This is a genomic window from Kitasatospora sp. NPDC058218 (genome assembly GCF_042882445.1).
Taxonomy (GTDB): Bacteria; Actinomycetota; Actinomycetes; order Streptomycetales; family Streptomycetaceae; genus Kitasatospora.
Genome location: NZ_JBHVWC010000058.1, coordinates 42,405 through 65,018, shown reverse-complemented (window position 1 = coordinate 65,018; position 22,614 = coordinate 42,405). Strand labels below are relative to the sequence as shown.

At 73.0% G+C, this 22,614-nt stretch carries 20 protein-coding genes and 1 pseudogene; 9 read left to right on the top strand and 12 right to left on the bottom strand.

Features of this window, described 5'->3' with window-relative positions:
* Positions 1-10: 10 nt before the first annotated feature.
* Both purE and ACFVYI_RS31480 read right to left on the bottom strand, forming a co-directional pair.
* Positions 11-535 (bottom strand): 5-(carboxyamino)imidazole ribonucleotide mutase, encoded by a 525-nt coding sequence (gene purE / locus ACFVYI_RS31485; RefSeq protein ID WP_387891895.1) that lies wholly within the window; start codon positions 533-535, stop codon positions 11-13.
* Positions 532-1,722, bottom strand: a complete 1,191-nt coding sequence (locus tag ACFVYI_RS31480) for a 5-(carboxyamino)imidazole ribonucleotide synthase (RefSeq protein ID WP_387891893.1) — start codon at positions 1,720-1,722, stop codon at positions 532-534. Before ACFVYI_RS31480 ends, purE begins: the two co-directional genes overlap by 4 nt.
* 195 nt (positions 1,723-1,917) lie before the next feature.
* Between ACFVYI_RS31480 and ACFVYI_RS31475 the strand changes: the two genes are divergently transcribed.
* Both ACFVYI_RS31475 and ACFVYI_RS31470 read left to right on the top strand, forming a co-directional pair.
* The gene (locus ACFVYI_RS31475; protein ID WP_387891892.1) at positions 1,918-2,457 is read left to right on the top strand and encodes a GtrA family protein; all 540 of its coding nucleotides are present in this window, start codon (positions 1,918-1,920) and stop codon (positions 2,455-2,457) included.
* A gap of 107 nt (positions 2,458-2,564) precedes the next feature.
* A complete protein-coding gene (locus ACFVYI_RS31470; RefSeq protein ID WP_387891890.1) occupies positions 2,565-3,257 on the top strand; it encodes an ester cyclase in 693 nt (230 codons plus the stop codon).
* Positions 3,258-3,299: 42 nt separating this feature from the next.
* On the opposite strand, the gene ACFVYI_RS31465 is transcribed toward ACFVYI_RS31470, so the two are convergent.
* Entirely contained in the window at positions 3,300-4,547 is a 1,248-nt protein-coding gene (locus ACFVYI_RS31465) for an ATP-binding protein (protein ID WP_387891889.1), read from the bottom strand.
* A gap of 38 nt (positions 4,548-4,585) precedes the next feature.
* Positions 4,586-5,260, bottom strand: coding sequence for a response regulator transcription factor (locus ACFVYI_RS31460; protein WP_030290974.1), 675 nt, complete (start codon positions 5,258-5,260; stop codon positions 4,586-4,588).
* 330 nt (positions 5,261-5,590) lie between these two features.
* Between ACFVYI_RS31460 and ACFVYI_RS31455 the strand changes: the two genes are divergently transcribed.
* Together ACFVYI_RS31455 and ACFVYI_RS31450 are read left to right on the top strand one after the other, a co-directional pair.
* Complete coding sequence (locus ACFVYI_RS31455) at positions 5,591-7,099, top strand: peptide MFS transporter (RefSeq protein ID WP_387891887.1); 1,509 nt, start codon at positions 5,591-5,593, stop codon at positions 7,097-7,099.
* A 144-nt stretch (positions 7,100-7,243) separates the two neighbouring features.
* Positions 7,244-9,259, top strand: a pseudogene (locus ACFVYI_RS31450) (prolyl oligopeptidase family serine peptidase); the annotation flags it as partial.
* A 71-nt stretch (positions 9,260-9,330) separates the two neighbouring features.
* On the opposite strand, the gene hutI reads toward ACFVYI_RS31450, so the two are convergent.
* From hutI to hutU, 4 genes are all read right to left on the bottom strand, one after another.
* Positions 9,331-10,500: an imidazolonepropionase gene (hutI, locus tag ACFVYI_RS31445; RefSeq protein WP_387891885.1), complete on the bottom strand. Its 1,170-nt coding sequence runs from the start codon at positions 10,498-10,500 to the stop codon at positions 9,331-9,333.
* A 106-nt stretch (positions 10,501-10,606) separates the two neighbouring features.
* Entirely contained in the window at positions 10,607-11,983 is a 1,377-nt protein-coding gene (locus tag ACFVYI_RS31440; protein ID WP_387891883.1) for a formimidoylglutamate deiminase, read from the bottom strand.
* The gene (locus ACFVYI_RS31435; protein ID WP_387891907.1) at positions 11,974-13,170 is read right to left on the bottom strand and encodes an allantoate amidohydrolase; all 1,197 of its coding nucleotides are present in this window, start codon (positions 13,168-13,170) and stop codon (positions 11,974-11,976) included. Before ACFVYI_RS31435 ends, ACFVYI_RS31440 begins: the two co-directional genes overlap by 10 nt.
* 11 nt (positions 13,171-13,181) lie before the next feature.
* Positions 13,182-14,870 (bottom strand): urocanate hydratase, encoded by a 1,689-nt coding sequence (gene hutU / locus ACFVYI_RS31430; RefSeq protein WP_387891882.1) that lies wholly within the window; start codon positions 14,868-14,870, stop codon positions 13,182-13,184.
* Between the two features lie 179 nt (positions 14,871-15,049).
* On the opposite strand from hutU, the gene ACFVYI_RS31425 reads away from it, so the two are divergent.
* A complete protein-coding gene (locus ACFVYI_RS31425) occupies positions 15,050-15,622 on the top strand; it encodes a Uma2 family endonuclease (RefSeq protein ID WP_387891880.1) in 573 nt (190 codons plus the stop codon).
* A gap of 7 nt (positions 15,623-15,629) precedes the next feature.
* On the opposite strand, the gene ACFVYI_RS31420 is transcribed toward ACFVYI_RS31425, so the two are convergent.
* Together ACFVYI_RS31420 and ACFVYI_RS31415 are read right to left on the bottom strand one after the other, a co-directional pair.
* Entirely contained in the window at positions 15,630-15,959 is a 330-nt protein-coding gene (locus ACFVYI_RS31420; RefSeq protein ID WP_387891878.1) for a hypothetical protein, read from the bottom strand.
* A gap of 69 nt (positions 15,960-16,028) precedes the next feature.
* Entirely contained in the window at positions 16,029-16,898 is an 870-nt protein-coding gene (locus ACFVYI_RS31415; protein ID WP_387891876.1) for a MurR/RpiR family transcriptional regulator, read from the bottom strand.
* Positions 16,899-17,107: 209 nt separating this feature from the next.
* Between ACFVYI_RS31415 and ACFVYI_RS31410 the strand changes: the two genes are divergently transcribed.
* Positions 17,108-17,533, top strand: a complete 426-nt coding sequence (locus tag ACFVYI_RS31410) for a hypothetical protein (RefSeq protein ID WP_387891875.1) — start codon at positions 17,108-17,110, stop codon at positions 17,531-17,533.
* Positions 17,534-17,597: 64 nt separating this feature from the next.
* On the opposite strand, the gene hutH is transcribed toward ACFVYI_RS31410, so the two are convergent.
* Entirely contained in the window at positions 17,598-19,181 is a 1,584-nt protein-coding gene (hutH, locus tag ACFVYI_RS31405; RefSeq protein ID WP_387891873.1) for a histidine ammonia-lyase, read from the bottom strand.
* A gap of 75 nt (positions 19,182-19,256) precedes the next feature.
* Here hutH and ACFVYI_RS31400 point away from each other — a divergent pair, with 75 nt between their 5' ends.
* Together ACFVYI_RS31400 and fdhD are read left to right on the top strand one after the other, a co-directional pair.
* Complete coding sequence (locus tag ACFVYI_RS31400) at positions 19,257-20,108, top strand: DUF4365 domain-containing protein (protein WP_387891872.1); 852 nt, start codon at positions 19,257-19,259, stop codon at positions 20,106-20,108.
* A 75-nt stretch (positions 20,109-20,183) separates the two neighbouring features.
* On the top strand, positions 20,184-21,008 hold the full coding sequence (fdhD, locus tag ACFVYI_RS31395; protein WP_387891871.1) for a formate dehydrogenase accessory sulfurtransferase FdhD: 825 nt from the start codon (positions 20,184-20,186) through the stop codon (positions 21,006-21,008).
* Between the two features lie 66 nt (positions 21,009-21,074).
* Here fdhD and ACFVYI_RS31390 read toward each other — a convergent pair whose 3' ends face one another.
* Positions 21,075-21,569, bottom strand: a complete 495-nt coding sequence (locus ACFVYI_RS31390) for a MarR family transcriptional regulator (protein ID WP_387891869.1) — start codon at positions 21,567-21,569, stop codon at positions 21,075-21,077.
* A 124-nt stretch (positions 21,570-21,693) separates the two neighbouring features.
* On the opposite strand from ACFVYI_RS31390, the gene ACFVYI_RS31385 reads away from it, so the two are divergent.
* Positions 21,694-22,548, top strand: coding sequence for an alpha/beta fold hydrolase (locus ACFVYI_RS31385; protein WP_387891868.1), 855 nt, complete (start codon positions 21,694-21,696; stop codon positions 22,546-22,548).
* Positions 22,549-22,614: the final 66 nt, after the last annotated feature.

Here is a 22,614-nt window from a genome sequence, read left to right as displayed (position 1 = left end):
TCCGATATGACTACTTTCCAAAGCCGAAGGAGGCGGAACCCGCCACCTTGGCCCGCAGCTTCTTCCCCTTCTCGGTGGCCTGGCTGTTCAGCTCGGCCTGGAAGTCCGTCATCTTCTCGGTCAGCTCGGGGTCGAACGCGGCCAGCATCCGCACCGCCAGCAGGCCCGCGTTGCGCGCGCCCGCCACCGAGACGGTGGCCACCGGCACCCCGGCCGGCATCTGGACGATCGACAGCAGGCTGTCCATGCCGTCCAGGTAGCGCAGCGGCACCGGGACGCCGATGACCGGCAGCGGGGTGACCGAGGCGAGCATGCCCGGCAGGTGGGCGGCGCCGCCGGCACCCGCGATGATCGCCTTCAGCCCGCGGGTGTGGGCGCTCTCGCCGTACGCGACCATCTCGCGCGGCATCCGGTGCGCGGAGACGACGTCCACCTCGTAGGGGATCTCGAACTCGTCGAGGGCCTGGGCCGCGGCCTCCATGACCGGCCAGTCGGAGTCCGAGCCCATCACGATGCCGACAAGGGGGTGGGTCATTCGGTGATCGTTCCTCGCAGGTAGGCGGCCGCATGACGGGCGCGCTCGCGGACGTCGTCGAGGTCGTCCCCGAAGACGTTGACGTGGCCGACCTTGCGGCCGGGCTTCACGTCCTTCCCGTACATGTGGATCCGCAGGCCGGGGTCACGGGCCATGCAGTGCAGGAAGGCGTGGTACATGTCCGGGTAGTCGCCGCCGAGGACGTTGACCATGACGGTCCACTTGGCACGCGGCCGCGGGTCTCCGAGCGGCAGGTCGAGCACGGCCCGCAGGTGGTTCTCGAACTGCGAGGTGACAGCGCCGTCCTGGGTCCAGTGCCCGGAGTTGTGGGGGCGCATGGCCAGCTCGTTGACCAGGATCCGGCCGTCCCGGGTCTGGAACAGCTCGACCGCGAGGTGGCCGGTGATGTCCAGCTCGCCGGCGATCCGCAGGGCCAGCTGCTGGGCCTCGTCGGAGAGGGCCGGGTCGAGGTCCGGCGCCGGGGCGGTGACCTCGGCGCAGACGCCGTTCTCCTGGAGGCTCTCCACCACCGGGTAGGCGACGGCCTGGCCGCTGGGCGAGCGGACCACGTTGGCCGCCAGCTCGCGGACGAAGTCCACCTTCTCCTCGGCCAGCACGGGGACGCCGGCCAGGAACGGCGCCTGCGCCTGCTGCTCGTCGTCGACGACCCAGACGCCCTTGCCGTCGTAGCCGCCGCGGACGGTCTTGAGGACGACCGGATAGCCGGTGCCCTCCTCGGCGAAGGCGGTCACGTCGGCCGGGTCGGCGACGATCCGGTGGCGGGGGCAGGGCACCCCGATGGAGTCGAGCTTCGCGCGCATCACGCCCTTGTCCTGGGCGTTGACCAGCGCCTCCGGGCCGGGCCGGACGGCCACGCCGTCGGCCTGCAGGGCCCGCAGGTGCTCGGTCGGCACGTGCTCGTGGTCGAAGGTGATCACGTCACAGCCGGCCGCGAAGCGGCGCAGCGTGTCGAGGTCGCGGTAGTCGCCGAGGACGGTGTCGGCCACCACCTGCGCGGCGGAGTCCTGGGGCGTGTCGGCGAGGAGTTTGAACCTGACCCCCAGCGGGATGCCCGCCTGGTGTGCCATGCGGGCCAACTGCCCGCCGCCGATCATGCCCACCACTGGAAAATTCGCATTGCCCGGGGAAGTCACCCCGCCAGGATATCCGGGCCGGTCGGGGGCCATGGAACCGCTTCGCCCCCGGGCACCGTCCCGGAGGGCGAGGAACCCTGGGGGCTGAGCCGATCGGCGGAACCGGGTAGCCTGGTCCGCTAGGTCCTGTACGCGTGATCCGATCATGTGCGTGCACGCAGGGCTCAAGGGCCGGCCGCGCATCCGCTCCGGGCCACCTCGTCCGCTGGCACATGGAGGCAGCCCGGTATGGCGACGACCGCAGCGTCGAACCCCTCGCTGGCGCAGAAGTTGCGCGGGCTCAAGGGCGAGGTCGTGAAGTTCGGCATCGTCGGCCTGAGCGGCGTGGTGGTCAACTTCGCCCTCTTCTGGGTCTGCATCAACGGTCTGGGCCTCGCCTCGGTGCGGTCGAACATCGTGGCGACGATCGTCGCGATCGCGACCAACTACCTCGGCTACCGCTACTGGCTGTACCGGGACCGCGACGCCGCCGCCCGCAAGCGCGAGATCACGCTGTTCCTGCTGTTCAGCGGCGCCGGGATGCTGATCGAGACCGGCGTGCTGGGTTTCTCGCGGTACGTGCTCGGCCTGGACACGCCGTTCGAGCAGCTGGCCGCCAAGGTGGTCGGCCTCGCGGTGGCGACGGTGTTCCGCTTCGTCTCCTACCGGACGTGGGTCTTCACGGCGGTCCCGGAGACGGCCGCCGAGGCCGAGCCGGCCACCGAGGTCGTCGCGCAGGCCGAACTGGTGCTGGCCGCCGAGGAGATCCGGTACGCCAAGGCCGAATAGGCCCCCGCTTGCCGTACCGCTCCTCTCAAGAGGACAGTGGTTTCCGAGGGCGAGCACGAGCACGGCCGGCGGACGATCGAGGCCAGGGGGTCCCCAGGAGGTTCGCCATGGCGTTCGTCCAGATCATCGACTGCAAGACCGACAGGTTGGATGACCTCAACCGGCTCATGGACAGCTGGGCCGAGCAGACCAAGGGCAGGCGGACGGCCGGCCACGCGATGGTCGCCACCGACCGCTCCGACACCAAGCACGTCGTGGAGATCGTGGAGTTCGCCTCGTTCGAGGAGGCCATGAAGAACTCCCGTCTGCCCGAGACCGACCGGATCTTCCGGGAGATGGTCGCGCTCTGCGACGAGCCGCCGACCTTCACCGACCTGGACGTGGTCCGCGACGAGCAGTTCAACAAGGCCTCCGCGACCCGGCTCATGGAAGAGATCTCCAGGGGCAACCTCGGCGTGGTCGACGAGCTCATGGCCGCCGACTACCGCGACCACGACTACGGCAGCCAGGGCGACGCGGTCGGCCGGGCGGCGTTCAAGGAGCGCTGCGGCGGTTACGTCGGAGCCTTCGACTTCACCTTCGCGATCGAGAGCCAGATCGCCGAGGGCGACGAGGTCGCCACCCGGTGGACCTGGCACGCCACGCAGAAGGCCGACTTCATGGGCGTGCCGTCCACCGGCAAGTCGGTCGTCGGACGCGGGACGACGACCCTCCGCTTCGCGGGCGGCCGGATCCAGGAAGGCTGGTGGCAGTGGGACGTCATGGGCCTGATGCGCCAGCTCGGGGTGGTGCCCAGCTGATCTCCGGACGTCATCCTTCGTGCGGCTGCGCCCCGGGCCGTGCTAGTCGTCCCTGCGGCTGCGCCCCAGGAAGATGGCGAACACGGGCGGCCTCAGCGAGAGCAGTTCGAGCCGGCCGCCGTCCGCCTCCGCGAGGTCGCGGGCCACGGCCAGGCCGATGCCGGTCGAGTTGCGGCCGCTGACCGCGCGCTCGAAGACCCGGTTGCCCAGTTCCGGCGGCACCCCGGCGCCCTGGTCCTGCACCTCGACCACCACCGACGTCCCGGACGGCCGCACCCGCAGGGTGATCAGCCCGGCACCGTGCATCAGCGAGTTCTCGATCAGGGTGGCCAGCACCTGGGCCACCGTGCCGGGGGTGCCGACGGCGGTGGCCCCGCGCAGGCCCTCCACCTGGAGCACCCGGCCGGTGTCGCGCAGCGACGGCCCCCACTCCTCCACCTGCTGCTTGACCACGTCGTCCAGGTCGAAGGCGACGGCGGTGGGGCTGCGCGGGTCCCGCTGGGTGGTGAGCAGCCGCTGGACGACGTCGGTGAGCCGCTCGACCTGCTGGAGGGCGATGGTCGCCTCCTCCTTGACGGTCTCCGGGTCCTCGGCGACGGCGGTGATCTCCTCCAGCCGCATGGAGAGCGCGGTGAGCGGGGTGCGCAGCTGGTGCGAGGCGTCGGCGGCGAGCCGCCGCTCGGCGGTGAGCATCCGGGCGATCCGCTCGGCGCTGACGTCCAGGACCTCGGCGACCCGGTCGAGTTCGGGCACCCCGTAGCGGCGGTCGCGCGGGCGCGGGTCGCCGGAGCCGAGCCGCTCGGCCGTCTCGGCGAGGTCGGTGAGCGGACGGGCCAGGCGTTTGGCCTGCCAGACGGCGAGGGCGACGGCGGCCTGGACGGCGAGCAGGGCGACCACGCCGAGCAGCAGCAGCATGTTGGCGATCTCGTGGTCGACGGCGGCCCGGGACTGCTCGACGGTGACGGTCTCGCCGCTGGCGCCCTGTTCGACGGACTTCAGCAGGTGGGTCCCGGCGGGCCGCTCGCCGCTGGAGACGACGGGCTTGCCGGGGATGTCCACCTCGACGTACTGGCCGTCGGTGACCTGGTTGGCGAACTTGTCGCCGGTGACCGGCTCGCCCGCCGCGAGCCGGTTCTCCACCAGGGCGAGCACCCGGACGGCGGCGGCGTCCACCCGGTCCTGGGCCGAGTTCACGATGGTGCGCTTCTCGACCAGGGCGAGCGGGACGCAGAACACCACGACCACCACCAGGACGACGCCCAGCAGCGAGTTGATCATCCGGCGTTTCACGCTGCCGCTCCCGGTGGTGGTCCGTACCCCTCGCGGGGCTAGTTCTTCTCGAAGCGGAAGCCCACGCCGCGCACGGTGGCGATGTAGCGGGGGTTGGCCGCGTCGTCCCCGAGCTTCTTGCGCAGCCAGGAGATGTGCATGTCCAGCGTCTTGGTGGAGGTCCACCAGGTGGTGTCCCAGACCTGGCGCATGATCTCCTCGCGGGTGACCACCCGGCCGGCGTCCCGGACCAGCACCCGCAGCAGCTCGAACTCCTTGGCGGAGAGGGTGAGCTCCTCCTCGCCGAGCCAGGCGCGGTGCGACTCGATGTCGATCTTCACCCCGTGCGCGCCGGTGGTGAGCTGGTCGACGTTGCCGCGCCGGAGCAGGGCCCGGACGCGTGCGAGCAGCTCGGCGAGGCGGAAGGGCTTGGTGACGTAGTCGTCGGCCCCGGCGTCCAGGCCGACCACGGTGTCGACCTCGTCGGCGCGGGCGGTGAGGACCAGGACGGGGCAGCTCTTGCCGTCGGCACGCAGCCGGCGGCAGACCTCCAGGCCGTCCATCTCGGGCAGGCCGAGGTCGAGGACGACGAGGTCGACCTCCTCGGTGAGCCCGGCGGCCAGTGCGGTCGGACCGTCCTCGCGGACGAGCACCTCATAGCCCTCGCGTCGCAGGGCCCGGGCGAGCGGTTCGGAGATCGCCGGATCGTCCTCGGCGAGCAGCACACAGGTCATGTGGTGATGGTAGTCCGCCGGGTTGGGGGCGACTGCCCTGTGAGGTAGTTCACAGAGCGTGATCGTTATACGGAGCGCGATCACCGCTCAACGAACCATCTCCGACCGACCGTTCGGCGAAGAATTCACTCTTGGATCTTGAAACCGAAGGAATTCATGCTGGCCTGCCATGGAAAGATCGAACAGATCTATCGCAAGCTTTACCATCGCCATACCTAATTGGCGGGTTTTGTCATCTGATGAGGGCAAATATCGCCACGTAGAGTGGTTCTGTCCACGTCCGCCGCCACCCCCCTTTGGCGGACGCTGTCAGGCAAGGAACCACTACACATGGCGTCTACGACCCTGGATGCCGGCCTCAAGCCGGCCTCTCCCAGCGGCAAGACCTTCCTCGGGCACCCCCGGGGCCTCGCCACTCTCTTCATGAGCGAGATGTGGGAGCGCTTCAGCTACTACGGCATGCGTGCCCTGCTGGTGCTCTACATGACGGCCTCCATCGCGGAGGGCGGCCTCGGCATGAAGGCGGCCGTCGCCGCCGCCGTGTACAGCGTGTACACGGCCATGGTCTACCTGCTCGCCCTGCCGGGCGGCTGGATCGCGGACCGCTTCCTCGGCGCCCGCAAGACCGTCGCGGTCGGTGGCTCGATCATCATGATCGGCCACTTCCTGCTGGCCGTCCCGGCGAGCGTGTCGTTCTTCGTCGGCCTCGCGTTCATCGCGGTCGGCTCGGGCCTGCTCAAGGCCAACATCTCCACGATGGTCGGCCACCTCTACGACGGGCCGAACGACCCGCGTCGCGACGGCGGCTTCACGATCTTCTACATGGGCATCAACCTCGGTGCCTTCGCCGCCCCGCTGGTCATCGGCACCGTCGGCCAGAGCGTCAACTGGCACCTCGGCTTCGCCCTCGCCGGCATCGGCATGGCGCTCGGCCTGACCCAGTTCCTGCTGGGCAGCCGCCACCTGAGCGCCAAGAGCGACGTGGTGACCTCGCCGATCTCGGCCGCCGAGAAGAGCGTGATCTTCAAGAAGGCCGGCTTCTGGCTGGCGCTGGCCGTCGTCTTCTACGCGGTCGTCGCGCTGACCGGCCACTTCACCATCAACTGGGCGATCTGGCCGCTGTCCATCGCCGGCATCGCGATCCCGGTGTTCGTCTTCGCCAAGGTGAAGCGCGACAAGGACCTCGACGAGGCCGAGAAGTCCAAGATGAGCGGCTACATCTGGTTCTTCGTGGCCGCCGCCGTGTTCTGGATGATCTACGACCAGTCCGGCTCGACGCTGAGCATCTTCGCGGACGAGAACACCGCGTCCACGCTGTTCGGCTTCGACTTCCCGTCGACCTGGTTCCAGTCGCTCAACCCGCTGTACATCATGGCGCTGGCCCCGGTCTTCGCCTGGCTCTGGGTGGCCCTGTCCCGCAAGGCCAAGAACCCCAGCACCACCGTGAAGTTCGCCTTCGGCCTGCTGATGATCGGCGGCTCCTTCCTCGTCATGATGCTGGCGATGGCGGCCGCCTCGGGCGGCACCAAGGTCACGCCGCTCTGGCTGGCCATGGTCTACCTGGTCCAGACCGTCGGTGAGCTCACGCTCTCCCCGGTGGGCCTGTCCGTCACCACCAAGCTGGCCCCGGCGAAGTACGCCAGCCAGATGATGGGCGTCTGGTTCCTCGCGGTCACAGCGGGCGACTGCGTCGCGGCGATCTTCCAGCTCGTCCTCGGCGACGAGGTGGTCGGCTCCACCGGGTACTTCGCGGTTCAGGGCGTGCTGGCGATCATCGCCGGTGTGGCGCTGTGGATGTACCGCAAGAAGGTCGTCCGGCTGATGGGCGACGTCCACTGACGCGCCGCTGACGCCTGGCCGACGCTGCGCGCCGAAGCACCGCCGGGGCACTGCCCCGGCCGAAGGGACCGGTACGGATCAAAGGATCCGTACCGGTCCCTTTTTCGGACCCGGCGCCTCCCCGGACGTGTCAGGGTGTCGGACATGCCGACCGAATCCCTCCCCCGCCAACTCGCCCGCACCCGCCGCTTCTCCCTCGGCGCGCCCGCCCACCCGGCCGTCTGCGCCGACGGCCGCACCGTGCTGTTTCTGCGCAGCCGGGCCGGGGACGACCCGGTCACCTGCCTGTGGGCGCTGGACACCGACAGCGGCGAGGAGCGGCTGCTGGCCGACCCGTCCGCCCTCGGCGACACCGACCGGGACCTCCCGGAGGCCGAGCGGATCCGGCGCGAGCGGTCCCGCGTCCACGCCACCGGCATCACCGCCTTCGCCGTCGACCCGGCCGGCCGGACGGCCGCCTTCGCGCTCGGCGGGTCGCTCTGGGTGGCCGACCCCGCCGCGGGCACCGCCCGCCGGATACCGACCGCCACCACCGTCTACGACCCGCGCCCCGACCCGACCGGGCGCCTGATCGCCTACGTGGGCGACGGCGCGCTGCGCGTGGTCGGCGCGGACGGCGGCGGGGACCGCCTCCTGGCCGGGCCCGAGCACGCCGAGGTCGCGTACGGCGTCCCCGACCACGTCGCCGCCGAGTCCATGTACCGCACCCGGGCGTACTGGTGGTCGCCGGACGGCACCCGGCTGCTGGTGGCCCGGGTGGACAACGGCCCGCTCAGCCGCCTCCACCTGGCCGACCCGGCCGACCCGGCCCGGCCGCCGCGCGTCCTGCGCTACCCGCTGGCCGGCACCGCCAACGCCGACGTCTCGCTCTGGCTGCTGGACCTCGACGGCGGACGCACCGAGGTCCGCTGGGACCGCGCCGGGCACGAGTACCTGACCGCCGCCGGCTGGGACGCCCACGGCCCCTACGCCGCGGTGCAGAGCCGGGACCAGCGCACCGTCCGCACCCTCGCCGTCGACCCGGCCGACGGCGCCACCCGGACGCTCGCCGAGCAGCGGGACGAGCACTGGGTCGAACTCGTCCCCGGCCTGCCGGTGCGCACCGGTGCCGGGGCGCTGGTGGACTCCGCCGACCTCGGCGAGACCCGCCACCTCACCGTGGACGGCGAGCCCGTCACCCCGCCCGGCCTCCAGCTGCGCGCGGTGCTCGGCACCGACGGCGAACACGTGCTCTTCACCGGCTCCACCGAGCCGACCGAAACCCACCTGTGGATGTACGACCCGGCCGGGGGCGCCGTACGGCTCAGCTCCGCGCCCGGCGTGCACACCGGCGTACGGAGCGCCGGCACGCTCGTCCACACCGCCCGGACACCCGGCGCACCCGGCGGGCACACCACCGTCCACCGGGACGGGCGCCCCGCCGTCGCCCTGCGCTCGCACGCGCGGCGGCCCGTCCTCGCCGCCCGGCCCGAACTGCTCCGGCTGGGCCCGCGCGAGCTGCGCGCCACGCTCTTCCTCCCGGCCGGCCACCGGCCCGGCGACGGCCCGCTGCCCGTCCTGCTCGACCCGTACGGCGGGCCCGCGATGCAGAAGGTCACCGCCGCCGGCGGCTGGACGGACCTGGTCTCCCAGTGGTTCGCCGACCAGGGCTTCGCCGTCCTGGTGGTGGACGGGCGCGGCACCCCCGGGCGGGGCCCGCGCTGGGAGAAGGCCGTGTTCGCCGACGTCGCCACGCCCGCCCTGGAGGACCAGGTCGACGGCCTGCGGGAGGCCGCCCTGGCCCGCCCCGGGCTGCTGGACCTCGACCGGGTCGCCATCCGCGGCTGGTCCTACGGCGGCTTCCTCGCCGCGCTGTCCGTGCTGCGCCGCCCGGACGTCTTCCACGCCGCCGTCGCCGGGGCCGCGCCCACCGACCACCGGCTGTACGACACCCACTGGAAGGAGCGCTTCCTCGGCCACCCCGACGAGCACCCGGAGCGCTACGACGCCTGCTCGCTGATCCCCGACGCCGCCGGTCTGCGCCGCCCGCTGCTGCTGGTCCACGGCCTGGCCGACGACAACGTGCTGCCCGCGCACGCGCTGCGGCTCTCCGCCGCCCTGCTCGCCGCCGGCCGCCCGCACGAGCTGCTGCCGCTCAGCGGGACCAGCCACTCGCCGAGCGACGAGACGGTGGCGGAGAACCTGCTGCTGCACGAACTGGACTTCCTGCGCCGCAGCCTCGCCCCGGCGCGTCAGACCTCCCGGACGCCGGCCCGCCAGACCGCCGCCGTCAGCGGCACGCCCGGCCGGTACGCGAGGTGGACGTGCGAGGGCGCCTCCAGCAGCTGGAGGTCAGCCCGCGCGCCGACCGTCACCGTGCCGACGTCGGTGCGCCGCAGCGCCCGCGCGCCGCCCGCGGTGGCGGCCCAGACCGCCTCGTCCGGCGTCATCCCCATCTCCCGCACCGCGACCGCGATGCAGAACGCCATCGAGCTGGTGAAGCTGGAGCCCGGGTTGCAGTCCGTGGAGAGCGCGACGACGGCGCCCGCGTCGAGCAGCCGGCGCGCGTCCGGGTAGGCGGCGCGGGTGGAGAACTCCGCGCCGGGCAGCAGCGTCGCCACCGTCGCCGAGCCGGCCAGCGCCGCCACGTCCTCGTCGGTGAGGTGGGTGCAGTGGTCGGCCGAGGCCGCCCCCAGCTCGACGGCGAGCTGCACGCCCGGACCGTAGGAGAGCTGGTTGGCGTGCACCCGGGGGGTGAGGCCGCGCTCGACCCCGGCGGTCAGGATCGCCCGGGCCTGGTCCCCGTCGAAGGCGCCGTTCTCGCAGAAGACGTCCACCCAGCGGGCGTACGGCGCGCAGGCGTCCAGCATGTCGCCGGTGACCAGGTCCACGTACCCCGCCGGGTCGTCCGCGTACTCGGGGGCGACCACGTGGGCACCCAGGTAGGTGGTCTCGGGGGTGTACGAGGAGGCGATCCGCAGGGCCCGGGCCTCGTCGACGACGGTCAGCCCGTAGCCGGACTTGCACTCGATCGCGGTCGTCCCCTGTCGCAGCGCCTCGCGGACGAACCGGGCCAGGTTGGCGTCCAGCTCGGCGTCGCTCGCGGCCCGGGTGGCGGCCACCGTCGTCCGGATCCCGCCCGCGGTGTACGACTGGCCGGACATCCGGGCGTTGAACTCCGCGGTGCGGTCCCCCGCGAACACCAGGTGGGCGTGCGAGTCGACGAACCCGGGCAGCAGCGCCCGCCCGGCCGCGTCGAACCGCTCGTCCGCGGCGGGCGCCTCGGCCGCCGGTCCGACCCAGGCGACCGTGCCGCCGTCCACCACCACGGCCGCGTCGGCGAGCAGGCCGAGCGGCCCGGTCCCGTACGCGGGGTCGTTGGTGACCAGGCTGCCGATACCGGTGATCAGGGTGCTCGGCATGCCCTGGCTCTGCGGACTGCTCGGGGTGCTCACATCAGGCCTTTCGGGACTGGACCCCGGGGGCGGGCGGGATCAGCCCCCGCCCGCCCCCGGGAGTTACGGGGACTCAGCAGCTCAGCTCGGCGATCGAGGACCGCAGCGCGCCCGGGACGTCGGGCACCAGCCGGTGCGCGCCGTCCGTGACGATCTGCCGCCCGCCGACCACCACGTGTCGCACGTCGGCGGCCGAGGCGGCGAACACCGCGATCTCGGCGCCGAGCCGGCTCGGCGGCCCGGCCGTGCGCACCGAGTCCAGGGCGATCACGGTGAAGTCGGCCAGTGCGCCGGCCTCGATCCGCCCGGCCTCCGGCCAGCCGAGCGAGGCGTGCCCGTCCTCGGTGCCCGCCCGCAGCAGCGAGTTGGCCGTCCAGTGACCCCGGGTGCGGGTCCGCAGCCGCTCGTCCAGCTCCAGCGCGCGGGCCTCCTCGAACGGGTCGATGACGGCGTGGCTGTCACTGCCCAGGGTGATCGGGCAGCCCGCCGAGGCGAGCCGGCGGGCCGGGCCGATGCCGTCCGCGAGGTCCCGCTCGGTGGTGGGGCACATGCAGATGGCCGTCGAGGAGTCGGTGAGGAGCTTGATGTCCTCCTCGGTGAGATGGGTGGCGTGCACCGCCGAGGTGCGCGGGCCGAGCGCGCCGTGGTCGGCGAGCAGCCTGGTCGGGGTGACGCCGTGCGCGGCGAGGCAGGCGTCGTTCTCGGCGGTCTGCTCGGAGAGGTGGACGTGCAGCGGAGCCTGGCGGGCCGCCGTCCACTGCGCGACGGTGCCGATCTGCTCGGCCGGCACCGCCCGCACCGAGTGGATCGCGGCGCCGATCCGGGCGTGCTCGCGCGGCTTGAGCGCGTCCACCCGCTCGGCCCAGGCGTCGGCGTCGCCGTCGCTGAACCGGCGCTGCGGCTTGGTCGGCTCGGCGCCGAAGCCGGAGGACAGGTAGCAGGTGTCCAGCAGGGTGATCCGGATCCCGGCCCGGGCGGCGGCCTCGATCAGCGCCTCGCCCATCGCGTTCGGGTCGTCGTAGCGGACCCCGCCGGGCGCGTGGTGCAGGTAGTGGAACTCCCCCACCGCGGTGATCCCGGCCAGCGCCATCTCGGCGTAGACGGCGGTGGCGAGCGCCAGGTAGCTGTCCGGGTCGAGCGCGCCGGCGAACCGGTACATGGTGTCGCGCCAGGTCCAGAAGGTCCCGGAGCCGACCTGCACGTTGCCGCGCAGCGCCCGGTGGAAGGCGTGCGAGTGGGCGTTGGCCTGGCCGGGCAGCAGCAGCCCCTCCAGCCGGACGGCGCCGGGCGGGCAGGGCCCGCTGTCCGGCGTCACCGCGGTGATCCGGCCACCGGGACCGGTGGCGATCAGCACGTCCTGCTCGACCACCGGCCCGTTGACGTGCGGCAGCCAGGCGTACTGCGCCCAGAAAGTCGTCGTTCGCGCGCCTGCGGCACGGCCTACTGACACGCCAGGTCCTCCAGTACGTCGGCGAGGGCGGCCACGCCCGCCAGGCAGTCGGCCGTTTCCGCGTGCTCGGCCGGGGAGTGCGAGACACCGCTCGGGTTCCGTACGAACAGCATGGCGGTCGGGATCGCCGATGCCAGGATTCCGGCGTCGTGTCCCGCTCCGGTGGGCAGGATCGGGACGGGGGCCCCGTCCCGGCCGAGCCGCCGGGCGAGCCGGTCGCGCAGCGGGGCGTCGAACTCCACCACCGGGGTGTAGGACTCGCGGGTCAGCTCGACCCGGACGCCGTCGCGGTCGCCGCGCTCGTACGCGGCCCGCTCGATCTCCTCGACCAGCGCGGTGAGGGTCGCCTCGTCGGCGGCCCGGGAGTCCAGCCAGCCGCGCACCAGCGAGGCGATCGCGTTGGTGCCGTTGGGCTCGACCGCGACCTTGCCGAAGGTGGCCAGCGCACCGGCCGTCCTCGCCTTCTTCCGTGCCGCGAGCACGGTGTTGGCGTAGGTGAGCATCGGGTCGCGGCGGTCCTCGATCCGGGTGGTGCCGGCGTGGTTCGCCTCCCCGTGGAAGTCGAACCGCCAGCGGCCGTGCGGCCAGATCGCGCCGGCCACGCCGACCGGCTGGTCCTCGGCCAGGTAGCGGCCCTGCTCGACGTGCAGCTCGACGAAGGCGCCGATCCGGGCCAGCCGGTCGCCGTCCGCGCCGATCGCGGCCGGGTCGTAGCCGGCCTTCTCCATCGCGTCGGGCAGCCGGACGCCGGCGGCGTCGCGCAGCTCGTACGCCTGGTCGCGGCCGAGCACGCCCGCGCTCAGCCGCGAGCCGATGCAGGCCACGCCGAACCGGGCGCCCTCCTCGTCGCCGAAGTTGACGATGGCCAGCGGCCGGGTGAACTCCGTTCCCCGCCCGCGGAGTTCGTCCAGGGCGGCGAAGGAGGAGACCACGCCGAGCGGGCCGTCGAAGGCGCCGCCGTCGGGGACGGAGTCCAGGTGCGAGCCGGTGACGATCGCACCCTCGCCGGCCGGGTCGCCCAGCCAGGCCCACTGGTTGCCGTTGCGGTCCAGCTCGTAGGACAGACCGCGTCCCACGGCCTGCTCCTCGAACCAGGCCCGGCACTCGGCGTCGGCGGAGTTCCAGGCGAAGCGACGGTAGCCGCCGGAGGAGGCGGAGCGGCCCACCGGGAGCAGCTCCGCCCACATCTCTTCGAAACTCACAGCTCACCCATGGGGCTGTGCTCGTTCATAGGGATGCGCACGCCGCGCTCGGCTGCCACCTCGTCGGCCCGGTCGTAGCCGGCGTCGACGTGGCGGATCACGCCCATGCCCGGGTCGTTGGTGAGCACCCGGCGGATCTTCTCGCCGGCCAGCGCGGTGCCGTCGGCCACCGTGACCTGGCCCGCGTGAATCGACCGGCCGATGCCGACGCCGCCGCCGTGGTGGATGGAGACCCAGGACGCGCCGGAGGCGACGTTGACCATGGCGTTGAGCAGCGGCCAGTCGGCGATCGCGTCGGAGCCGTCCAGCATCGCCTCGGTCTCCCGGTAGGGGGAGGCGACCGAGCCGCAGTCCAGGTGGTCGCGGCCGATCACGATCGGTGCGGACAGCTCGCCGGAGGCGACCATGTCGTTGAACCGCTCGCCGGCCTTGTCGCGCTCGCCGTAGCCGAGCCAGCAGATCCGCGCCGGCAGGCCCTGGAAGTGCACCTTCTCCTGGGCCATCTTGATCCAGCGGTGCAGCGACTCGTTCTCCGGGAAGAGGTCGAGCACGGCCTTGTCGGTCTTGGCGATGTCCTGCGGGTCGCCGGACAGCGCCGCCCAGCGGAACGGGCCCTTGCCCTCGCAGAACAGCGGCCGGATGTACGCGGGGACGAAGCCCGGGAAGGCGAACGCGCGGTCGTAGCCGGCCAGCTGGGCCTCGCCGCGGATCGAGTTGCCGTAGTCGAACACCTCGGCGCCGGCGTCCATGAAGCCGACCATCGCCTCGACGTGCCTGGCCATCGACTCGCGCGAGCGCTGGGTGAACTCGGCGGGCTTCTCGGCCGCGTAGGTCGCCATGTCGTCGAAGGAGACGCCGATCGGCAGGTAGCTCAGCGGGTCGTGGGCACTGGTCTGGTCGGTGACGATGTCGATCGGCGCGTCCATCGCGAGCAGCTGCGGGAACAGCTCGGCGGCGTTGCCCAGCAGGCCGATGGAGAGCGGCTGCTTCTTGTCGCGGGCGGCGGTGGCCAGCTCCAGCGCGTGCGCGAGGTTCTTGGCCTCGACGTCCAGGTAGCGGTGCTCGATCCGGCGGGAGATCCGGGACGGGTCGCAGTCGATGCAGATCGCCACGCCGCCGTTCATGGTGACGGCCAGCGGCTGGGCACCGCCCATGCCGCCGAGCCCGGCGGTGAGGGTGATCGTCCCGGCCAGGGTGCCCTCGAACCGCTTGTTGGCCACGGCCGCGAAGGTCTCGTAGGTGCCCTGGAGGATGCCCTGGGTGCCGATGTAGATCCACGACCCGGCGGTCATCTGGCCGTACATGGTGAGCCCGAGGCTCTCCAGCCGCCGGAACTCCTCCCAGTTCGCCCAGTCGCCGACCAGGTTGGAGTTGGCGATCAGCACGCGCGGCGCCCACTCGTGCGTCTGCATGACGCCGACCGGGCGGCCGGACTGGACCAGCATGGTCTCGTCCTGCTTCAGCGTCTCCAGCGTGCGCACCATGGCGTCGAAGGAGCGCCAGTCCCGGGCCGCCTTGCCGGTGCCGCCGTACACCACCAGCTTCGACGGGTGCTCGGCCACCTCCGGATCGAGGTTGTTCATCAGCATCCGCAGGGCCGCCTCCTGCTGCCACCCCTGCGCCGTCAGCCCCGTCCCGCGCGCCGCACGCACCTCGCGCGGCCCGCTCGCCTGCTGCTGCACCATGTCCCGGCTCCCTACGGATGAATTCATTCAATCTCGACTCGGCTGAATATATCCAAACATTCAGCCTTCGACCAGACCTGAACACATCCGATCAGCACCCGCATGCTCGACCACTGAGCGCTACCCTGAATCCGGCTGGTGCCAGCCACTCGGCCCAGCGCCTATGAACGGAGGACGCGATGACGGCCATCACCGTGCGCCCCGGGAGACTCCGGGATGCCGCCGAGGAGATTGAGCGAAGCACCGGCCTCCGAGTGCAGATCGTCGGAGGAACCCTGGTGATGTCCCCCACTCCCCGCGGCAAGCACGCGGGAACCGTCCGCCTACTGCGCGATCAGCTCATCCGACGGCTGCCCGAAACCCTTGGCGCGTATGAGGTTTCGTCGATCTTCATGCCAGGCAACGAAGAGGACTACGTCACTCCCGACCTGGTCATCCTCCCCGTCGACTGGGACCGGGACGACGAGTGGCTGGCCGACCCGCGCGACACCGTCCTCGCCGTGGAGGTCATCTCCAACTCCGAGGGCGCCCAGGCCGTTGCCACCAAGACGGACTGGTACGCCACCGCCGGCGCTGCCACCCTGCTCGCGGTCGACCCCCGCAAGGGCCTGTGGACGCTCTACACCCACCCGCGCGACGGCGCCTACCAGGGCGTGCTGCACGGCAAGTACGGCGAGCCCGTCCCGCTCGCCGCACCGCTGCCGCCGGAGCTGCGTACCGACGATCTGCCGCTGTACGCCCCGAGGAGCTGACCCGCCCTCAGGCCGCCGCGTCGCCGTCCCAGTCGATGCCGATCTCGGCGAGCCAGCGCCGGTCGTCGGCGTCCGGGTCGGCCGGGGCCGGTGGGCGCGGCGGGCGGGGGATCTCCTGGACGGGGCCGAGGCCGTACTGGTCGACGGCGGCGGCCGCCCGGGCGTCGGGCTCGATGACGCCGACGTGGACGGCGCTCTCGTCGCCCGGTTCGAGGACGGTGAGTTCGGGCCCGGGCAGCCGCCGCAGGGTGACGCGGCGTCCGCAGGCCGGGCAGGACCACTCGTCGGCGCCCGAGGCGAGGCGGCCGACGAACTTCATCTCGTGGATCACGCGCATCACAGGCTCCCCCTGCCGGTCGGCCCTGCTCCGGGGCCTGTTGACAGGATTCCCGCCCGGGGCCCGGTCCTACTCCAAAAACAGTCCACGAGCCGTCGCGGACTGCTCGATCGCCTCCAACCGGGCCTCGGCGCCCGGGAGTTCGTCACACATGGTCTGCAGGAGCACCCGGCCGAGCATCATCGGCGCACAGGCGGTGTCGAAGACCAGGCCGGTGCCGACGGCGGCCGGCAGCATGAGGTCCGAGAGCTTGGCGACCGGCGCGAAGGCGCTGTCGGCGACGGTCAGCACCGTCAGCCCGCACTCGCGGGCCACCGCCAGGGCGTCCATCAGTTCGCGCGGGTAGCGCGGCAGGGCGAAGCAGAGCAGCGCGCTGGCGCCGGCGGCGGCGGCCTGTTCGAGGCGGTCGGCGAGCATGCTGCCGCCCTCGTCGAGCAGCCGGATGTCCGGGTGCACCTTGGCCGCGAAGTACGCGAAGCCGCGGGCCTGGGCGGAGGCGGCCCGCAGGCCGAGGACGGGCAGCGGGCGGGAGGCGGCGAGCAGCCGGGCGGCGCGGATGATCGGCTCGGGGTCGGCGAGGAGCTCGGCGAGCAGGCGCAGGTGTTCGATCTCGGCGAGCACGGCCTGCTGGTGCTCGTTGCGCACCACGTCGTCGGGGCTCTCCGGTGCGGCCGTCTCGCCCGCGCCGAGTTCGCGCAGCTGCTTGCGCAGCGCGGGGTAGCCGTCGTAGCCGAGCGCGACGGCGAAGCGGGTGACCGAGGGCTGGCTGACGCCGGCCAGCTCGGCGACCTCGACGCTGGACAGGAACGGCGCCTCGGTGGCGTGCCGGACGAGCGAGTGGGCGATCCGGCGCTGGGTGGGGGTGAGCCGGTGGCCCTCGAAGAGCTGGAGCAACCGGGCGGAGGGGCCGACCGTGCCGGTGTCGTCGGTGGCGGTCATCAGCGGTACCTCCGGGTGCGAGCTGTTCGGACGACGACTGTGCAGCAGTGCGCCGCCGCTGGCAAAGACGTCTCGTACGACGGGACGCCCCTTGAGACGTCCCGTCAGGTGGGACACCCCTCGGGATGACCCTGATTTCCCCCTGATCCACCCCGATTACGGTGCGAACCGATGGACTGATGCCCCGGTGCTGCCCCAGGCTGGGCACCATGGACTCTCGCCAGGACGAACTGCGTCGCGACCTCGAAGCCGCTCTGCAGACCCGCAAGGAACTGGGCAAGGAGTACGAGTCGGAGATCGTCGACTCCTTCCTGGCCCGACTGGACTCCCGGTTGGACGCCCGCCTCGACGCCCGGGTGGAGCGCCGGGTGGCGGAGCAGCTCCACGACTACGGCCCGGCGGAGCACCTGCGCCGGCGCTCCTCCGGCCGCTCGGGCTCGAAGCTGCCGCTGGTCTCGCTGGTCATGGGCATCCCGCTGACCGCCATCGCGACCAACAGCGGCACCAGTGGGTTCACCGGGTTCATGAGCCTGGTGGTGGTCTGGGCCGGCATCGCCGGGGTCAACTTCGCCGCCGTCATGGGCGAGAAGCGGGACGAGCGCCGGTCGAAGCCGCCGCGGGGCGAGTGGGACTGATCCCACCCGCCCCGGGGCGGCCGCCGGCCTCAGGCCTCAGGCCTCAGGCCTCGGACCGGCGGCCTCAGGCCAGCGGTCCGGTGACCTTCTCGACGGCCCGCACCAGCTCGCCGGAGGCGACCAGCGCGGCGGCGGCCTCCAGGTCCGGCGAGAGGAAGCGGTCGCGGCCGGCGCCGCCGACCCCGGCCTCCCGGGCCACGGCGAGCGCGGCGAGGGTGGCGGGCGCCGGGGTGCCGCTGGCGTCGGCCTGCCGGCGGATCTCCAGCGCGCGGGAGGCGGCGGTCAGCTCGACGGCCAGGATCCGGCCGAGGTTCTCGACGGCCTGGCGCAGCTTGCGGGCGGCCGACCAGCCCATCGAGACGTGGTCCTCCTGCATCGCGGAGGACGGGATCGAGTCGACCGAGGCCGGCACCGCGAGCCGCTTGTTCTCGCTGACCAGGGCCGCCTGGGTGTACTGGGCGATCATCAGGCCGGAGTCCACGCCCGGGTCGTCGGCCAGGAAGGCCGGCAGGCCGTGCGAGCGGGCCTTGTCGAGCAGCCGGTCGGTGCGGCGCTCGGAGATCGAGCCGAGGTCGGCGGCGGCGATGGCGAGGAAGTCCAGCACGTAGGCGACCGGGGCGCCGTGGAAGTTGCCGTTGGACTCGACCCGGCCGTCCGGCAGCACCACCGGGTTGTCGACGGAGGCGGCCAGCTCGCGGGAGGCGACCAGCGCGGCGTGGGTCAGGGTGTCGCGGCCGGCGCCGGCCACCTGCGGGGCGCAGCGGATCGAGTAGGCGTCCTGGACCCGCGGGGCGTCGTCCTGGTGGTGACCGGTGAGGCCGGAGCCCTTGAGGACGGCCAGCATGTTGGCGGCGCTCAGCGCCTGGCCGGGGTGCGGGCGGATCGGGGCGTGCAGCTCGGGGGCGAGCACCTTGTCGGTGCCGAGCAGCGCCTCCAGGGTCATCGCGGCGGTGATGTCGGCGGTGGTGAACAGGCGCTGGAGGTCAGCGATGGCCATCACCAGCATGCCGAGCATGCCGTCGGTGCCGTTGATGAGGGCCAGGCCCTCCTTCTCCAGCAGCTCGACCGGCTCGATGCCGGCCGCGGCGAGCAGCTCGCCGGCGGGCTTGTCGACACCGTCCGGGCCGGTCGCCACGCCTTCGCCCATCAGGGCGAGCGCGCAGTGCGAGAGCGGGGCGAGGTCGCCGGAGCAGCCGAGCGAGCCGAACTCGCGGACCACCGGGGTGATGCCGGCGTTGAGGATGGCGGCCATGGTCTGCGCGACGACCGGGCGCACGCCGGTCCGGCCGGAGGCCAGCGTCTTCATCCGCAGGAACATCAGCGCGCGGACCACCTCGCGCTCCACCGCCGGGCCCATCCCGGCGGCGTGCGAGCGCACCAGCGAGCGCTGCAGCTGGGCGCGGAGCTCGGGGCTGATGTGCCGGACGGCGAGCGCGCCGAAGCCGGTGGAGACGCCGTAGACGGGGCGCGGCTCGGCCGCGAGGGCCTCGATCCGGGCCCGCGCGGCCGCCATCTCGGCGAGCGCGTCCGGGCCGATCTCGACCCGGGCGTTGCCCCGGGCGACGGCCAGCACGTCCTCGGCGCTGACGTCGGCCTTGCCGACCTGGACGAGGGGCGCATCGGGGGCCACAGCACTGTGCATATCCATATGCATCATCACACCAGCTGAATGAAGATATGACAACCAGTGGAGCTGTCCGACCCGCACGATAGGTTCCCGCCCATGACACGGGTACCCGAGAGCCGCCGGACGGAACGCGCGGCCGTGAACGCCGTGCGCACCCTGCTGGAGGGCGCCCACCACATCGTCCAGGAGATCGACGGCTCCAACGACTTCGGCGAGGACCTCTACGTCACCTTCGCCGACGGTGGCAGCCGCACGCCGCACAGCATCGCCATCCAGGTGAAGGGCGGGCGGTCCTTCCGCCGCCGACAGGGGTACTCGGTGCCGGTCGGCGCCCACGGCGAGGAGTGGCGCGAGAGCAACATCCCGGTGATCTGCGTGGTGCACGACCCGGACGGCGACACGCTGCACTGGGCCAACGCCACCCAGCAGCTGCGCGCGGCGCAGGCCGGCGGCCGGACGGCCCGGACGGTGCGGGTCCCGGCCGGGGCCGCGCTCACCGGAGCCACCCTCGCCGAGGCGGTCCGGCAGTGGCGCCAGTACGTCCGCAACGCCCGGGGGCTGCACGCCTTCCTGGCCGACCTCACCGGCCGCGACTTCGACCCGGGCGACTACCTCTCGTACTTCGTCAACGACTGCGGCGAGGAGGCGGTCTTCCAGCAGCGGCCCGGCGAGGCCTTCGCCATGCTCTGGCACCGCGACCTGGACTGGCAGCCGCACCCGGTGACCGCCGAACGGACCGGGCGGATGCGCGACCGGGTCACTCCCGAGCTGCTGGCCCGCCTCGACCCCGCGACCGCCGCCGACCCGGCCCTGGTCGAGCAGCTCATGGCCCACCCGTTCCTGGACGTCCCGCTGGCCGGCACGGTCGTCCTCAACGACGCCGAGCTCTCCTGGCTCCGCGCCTGCTTCGCCGCCAGTGACTGGATGACCCGGCTCCCGACCCGCTGAGCCGCCGCCGATTTCCGCCACGCCGCCCCGATGCCGCACGCTGGGGTCGACGGACGGCACGGAGGCGGAGGACCGATGACGCGGGCGACGGCGCGGCGGCGAGTGGTACGGCTGCACGGGGACGACCGCAGCGCGCGGCCGGACGCCCTGGCGGCGGAGGAGCCGCTGGAGATCCGGGTCGGCGGCGAACCGCTGACGGTGACCATGCGCACCCCCGGACAGGACTTCGACCTGGTGGCCGGCTTCCTGGTCGGCGAGGGGCTGGTGCACGCGGCGGAGGACCTCGCGGCGCTGCGCTACTGCGCCGGGACGGACGAGGCCGGCGCGAACACCTACAACGTGGTGGACGCGGCCCTGCGCGGCGCCCGCCCCCTCCCGCTCTCCGCCCACCGCAACCTGCTCACCACCAGTGCCTGCGGCCTCTGCGGCCGCGACACGGTGGACGCCGTCCGCACCCACGTCCGCCACCCCGTCGCGGCCGACCCGCTGACCGTCCCCCCGGCGCTGCTCTACGGGCTGGCCGACCGGCTCCGGGCCACCCAACGGACCTTCGACTCGACCGGCGGCCTGCACGCGGCCGGCCTGTTCGACGGGACGAGCGGCGAGCTGCTCTGCGCCCGCGAGGACGTCGGCCGGCACAACGCGGTGGACAAGGTGGTCGGCTGGGCGCTGCGCGAAGGCCGGCTGCCGCTGACCGGGCACGTGCTGCTGGTCAGCGGCCGCGCCTCGTTCGAGCTCACCCAGAAGGCCGCACTGGCGGGCGTTCCGCTGCTGGCGGCCGTCTCCGCACCGTCCTCCCTCGCGGTGGACCTCGCCGAGGAGCTGGGTCTGACCCTGGTCGGCTTCCTGCGCGGCGAGCGCGCCAACGTCTACACCCGCCCGGACCGGATCACCGGCTGACCGACCGGCCCGCGCCCGCTGCCCGGGCCGCCACCCCGGCCGTCACACCCGCCACCCCGACCGCCGTCAGGCCTGCCCCGCCGCCCCCGTCGCGGCCTGCTCGGCCACCTCGGCCTTCAGCCGGCGCAGCGAGGCGGGGGTGAGCCGTCGCGCGAGCACGTCCAGCGCATCGCGCACCTCGGCCAGCTCCCGCGGGTCGTCGGTGCCGAGCGCCCGGGCGAGCGGACCGTCGATCGAGGTGGCGGCGACCTCCGCGCGGCGCGGGGAGATCCCGGGGGCGCGGCGGACGAGCAGCCGGCGGCGGTCCCGCGGGTCGGTCCCGGTGACGATCGAGCCCGCCTCCCGCAACCGGGCCACGGCCGCGGACACCTGACTCTGCGGCAGGCCGGTCCGGGCGGCGATCTCCCCGACCGCGCTGTCCGGGTGCTCGTAGACGTCGCTCATCACGACGACGACCGCCTTGACCCCGGCGGGCGGCCGCCCTCCCTCCGGCGCCGGGACGGCCTCCTCGCCGATCTTCATCAACGTCCGACCGAGCAGCAGCAGTTCGACTCCGTTCACATCCGCCACGGTACATCAGAAGAGATGCATCGAAAGAGATTCATCTATCTTGATGCATCTCTTTCGATGCTTTACGGTTGGAGCCGACGGCGGCCGCCAGGGCCGCCCCGGGGAGGGACCCGCCATGACCACCACCGTGACCACCGCTCCGCTCACCACCGCCGGCGCCCGCATCCACTACCGCGTCGAAGGCACCGGCCCGGTCCTGCTGATCGCCCAGAGCGGCGAGGGCGACGCCGACCGCAGCGCCGATCTGGTCGCCCGCCTGACCGACCGCCACACCGTGGTGACGTACGACCGGCGCGGCCTCTCCCGCAGCACCCTCGACGAGCCCGGTCGCACGCCGACCATCGAGGAGCACGCCGACGACGTCCACCGGCTGCTCGCCGCCGTCACCGACGAACCCGCCCTGATGCTCGGCTGCAGCCTCGGCGCCCTGATCGGACTGCAGCTCGCCCACGACCACCCCGGCCGGCTACACACCCTGATCGCCCACGAGCCGGCCGCGCCGCGGCTGCTGCCGGCCGAGGAGTGCGCCGGGACGCTCGACGCACTGGCCGGGATCCAGGACGTGTTCCACCGGGACGGCTGGCAGGCGGCCCTGCGCGGCGTGATGGCCGCCACCGGGATCGCGGCCCACCAGGAGCGCGAGCCCGACGCCCGCCCGCAGTCGTTCGGCCCGGAGCGCGAGGCCAACTTCACCGCGTTCCTCGGCCACGACCTGACCACCCTGCGCCGCAGCGGCTTCGGCACCGCCGAGGCCGACGCTCTCGCCGCCGGGCCGACCCGGGTGGTGCCGGCCATCGGCGAGACCACCGACCCGACGGTCTACAGCTACCGCTGCGCCGAGGTGCTGGCCGAGCGGCTCGGCACCGACCCCGTCCGCCTGCCCGGCGGCCACAACGGCAACCTGACCCACCCCCGGGCGTTCGCGGCCCGGCTGCGCGAGCTGCTCGCGGACGCGGTCCACACCGGCTGAGCCCCTGCGCCATCCGGGCGACGGGGCACCAGGGAGGTGTCAAGACGAGACGTATCGTTCCACCAA

Coding starts and splice junctions, on each gene's coding strand:
- fdhD (WP_387891871.1), top strand. CDS start 20,184: ATGACGCGGGCGACGGCGCGGCGGCGAGTGGTACGGCTGCACGGGGAC.
- purE (WP_387891895.1), bottom strand. CDS start 535: ATGACCCACCCCCTTGTCGGCATCGTGATGGGCTCGGACTCCGACTGG.
- ACFVYI_RS31425 (WP_387891880.1), top strand. CDS start 15,050: ATGACGGCCATCACCGTGCGCCCCGGGAGACTCCGGGATGCCGCCGAG.
- hutU (WP_387891882.1), bottom strand. CDS start 14,870: ATGGTGCAGCAGCAGGCGAGCGGGCCGCGCGAGGTGCGTGCGGCGCGC.
- hutI (WP_387891885.1), bottom strand. CDS start 10,500: ATGCCGAGCACCCTGATCACCGGTATCGGCAGCCTGGTCACCAACGAC.
- ACFVYI_RS31385 (WP_387891868.1), top strand. CDS start 21,694: ATGACCACCACCGTGACCACCGCTCCGCTCACCACCGCCGGCGCCCGC.
- ACFVYI_RS31455 (WP_387891887.1), top strand. CDS start 5,591: ATGGCGTCTACGACCCTGGATGCCGGCCTCAAGCCGGCCTCTCCCAGC.
- ACFVYI_RS31460 (WP_030290974.1), bottom strand. CDS start 5,260: ATGACCTGTGTGCTGCTCGCCGAGGACGATCCGGCGATCTCCGAACCG.
- ACFVYI_RS31435 (WP_387891907.1), bottom strand. CDS start 13,170: ATGTGGGCGGAGCTGCTCCCGGTGGGCCGCTCCGCCTCCTCCGGCGGC.
- ACFVYI_RS31480 (WP_387891893.1), bottom strand. CDS start 1,722: ATGGCCCCCGACCGGCCCGGATATCCTGGCGGGGTGACTTCCCCGGGC.
- ACFVYI_RS31415 (WP_387891876.1), bottom strand. CDS start 16,898: ATGACCGCCACCGACGACACCGGCACGGTCGGCCCCTCCGCCCGGTTG.
- hutH (WP_387891873.1), bottom strand. CDS start 19,181: ATGGATATGCACAGTGCTGTGGCCCCCGATGCGCCCCTCGTCCAGGTC.
- ACFVYI_RS31400 (WP_387891872.1), top strand. CDS start 19,257: ATGACACGGGTACCCGAGAGCCGCCGGACGGAACGCGCGGCCGTGAAC.
- ACFVYI_RS31470 (WP_387891890.1), top strand. CDS start 2,565: ATGGCGTTCGTCCAGATCATCGACTGCAAGACCGACAGGTTGGATGAC.
- ACFVYI_RS31410 (WP_387891875.1), top strand. CDS start 17,108: ATGGACTCTCGCCAGGACGAACTGCGTCGCGACCTCGAAGCCGCTCTG.
- ACFVYI_RS31420 (WP_387891878.1), bottom strand. CDS start 15,959: ATGCGCGTGATCCACGAGATGAAGTTCGTCGGCCGCCTCGCCTCGGGC.
- ACFVYI_RS31475 (WP_387891892.1), top strand. CDS start 1,918: ATGGCGACGACCGCAGCGTCGAACCCCTCGCTGGCGCAGAAGTTGCGC.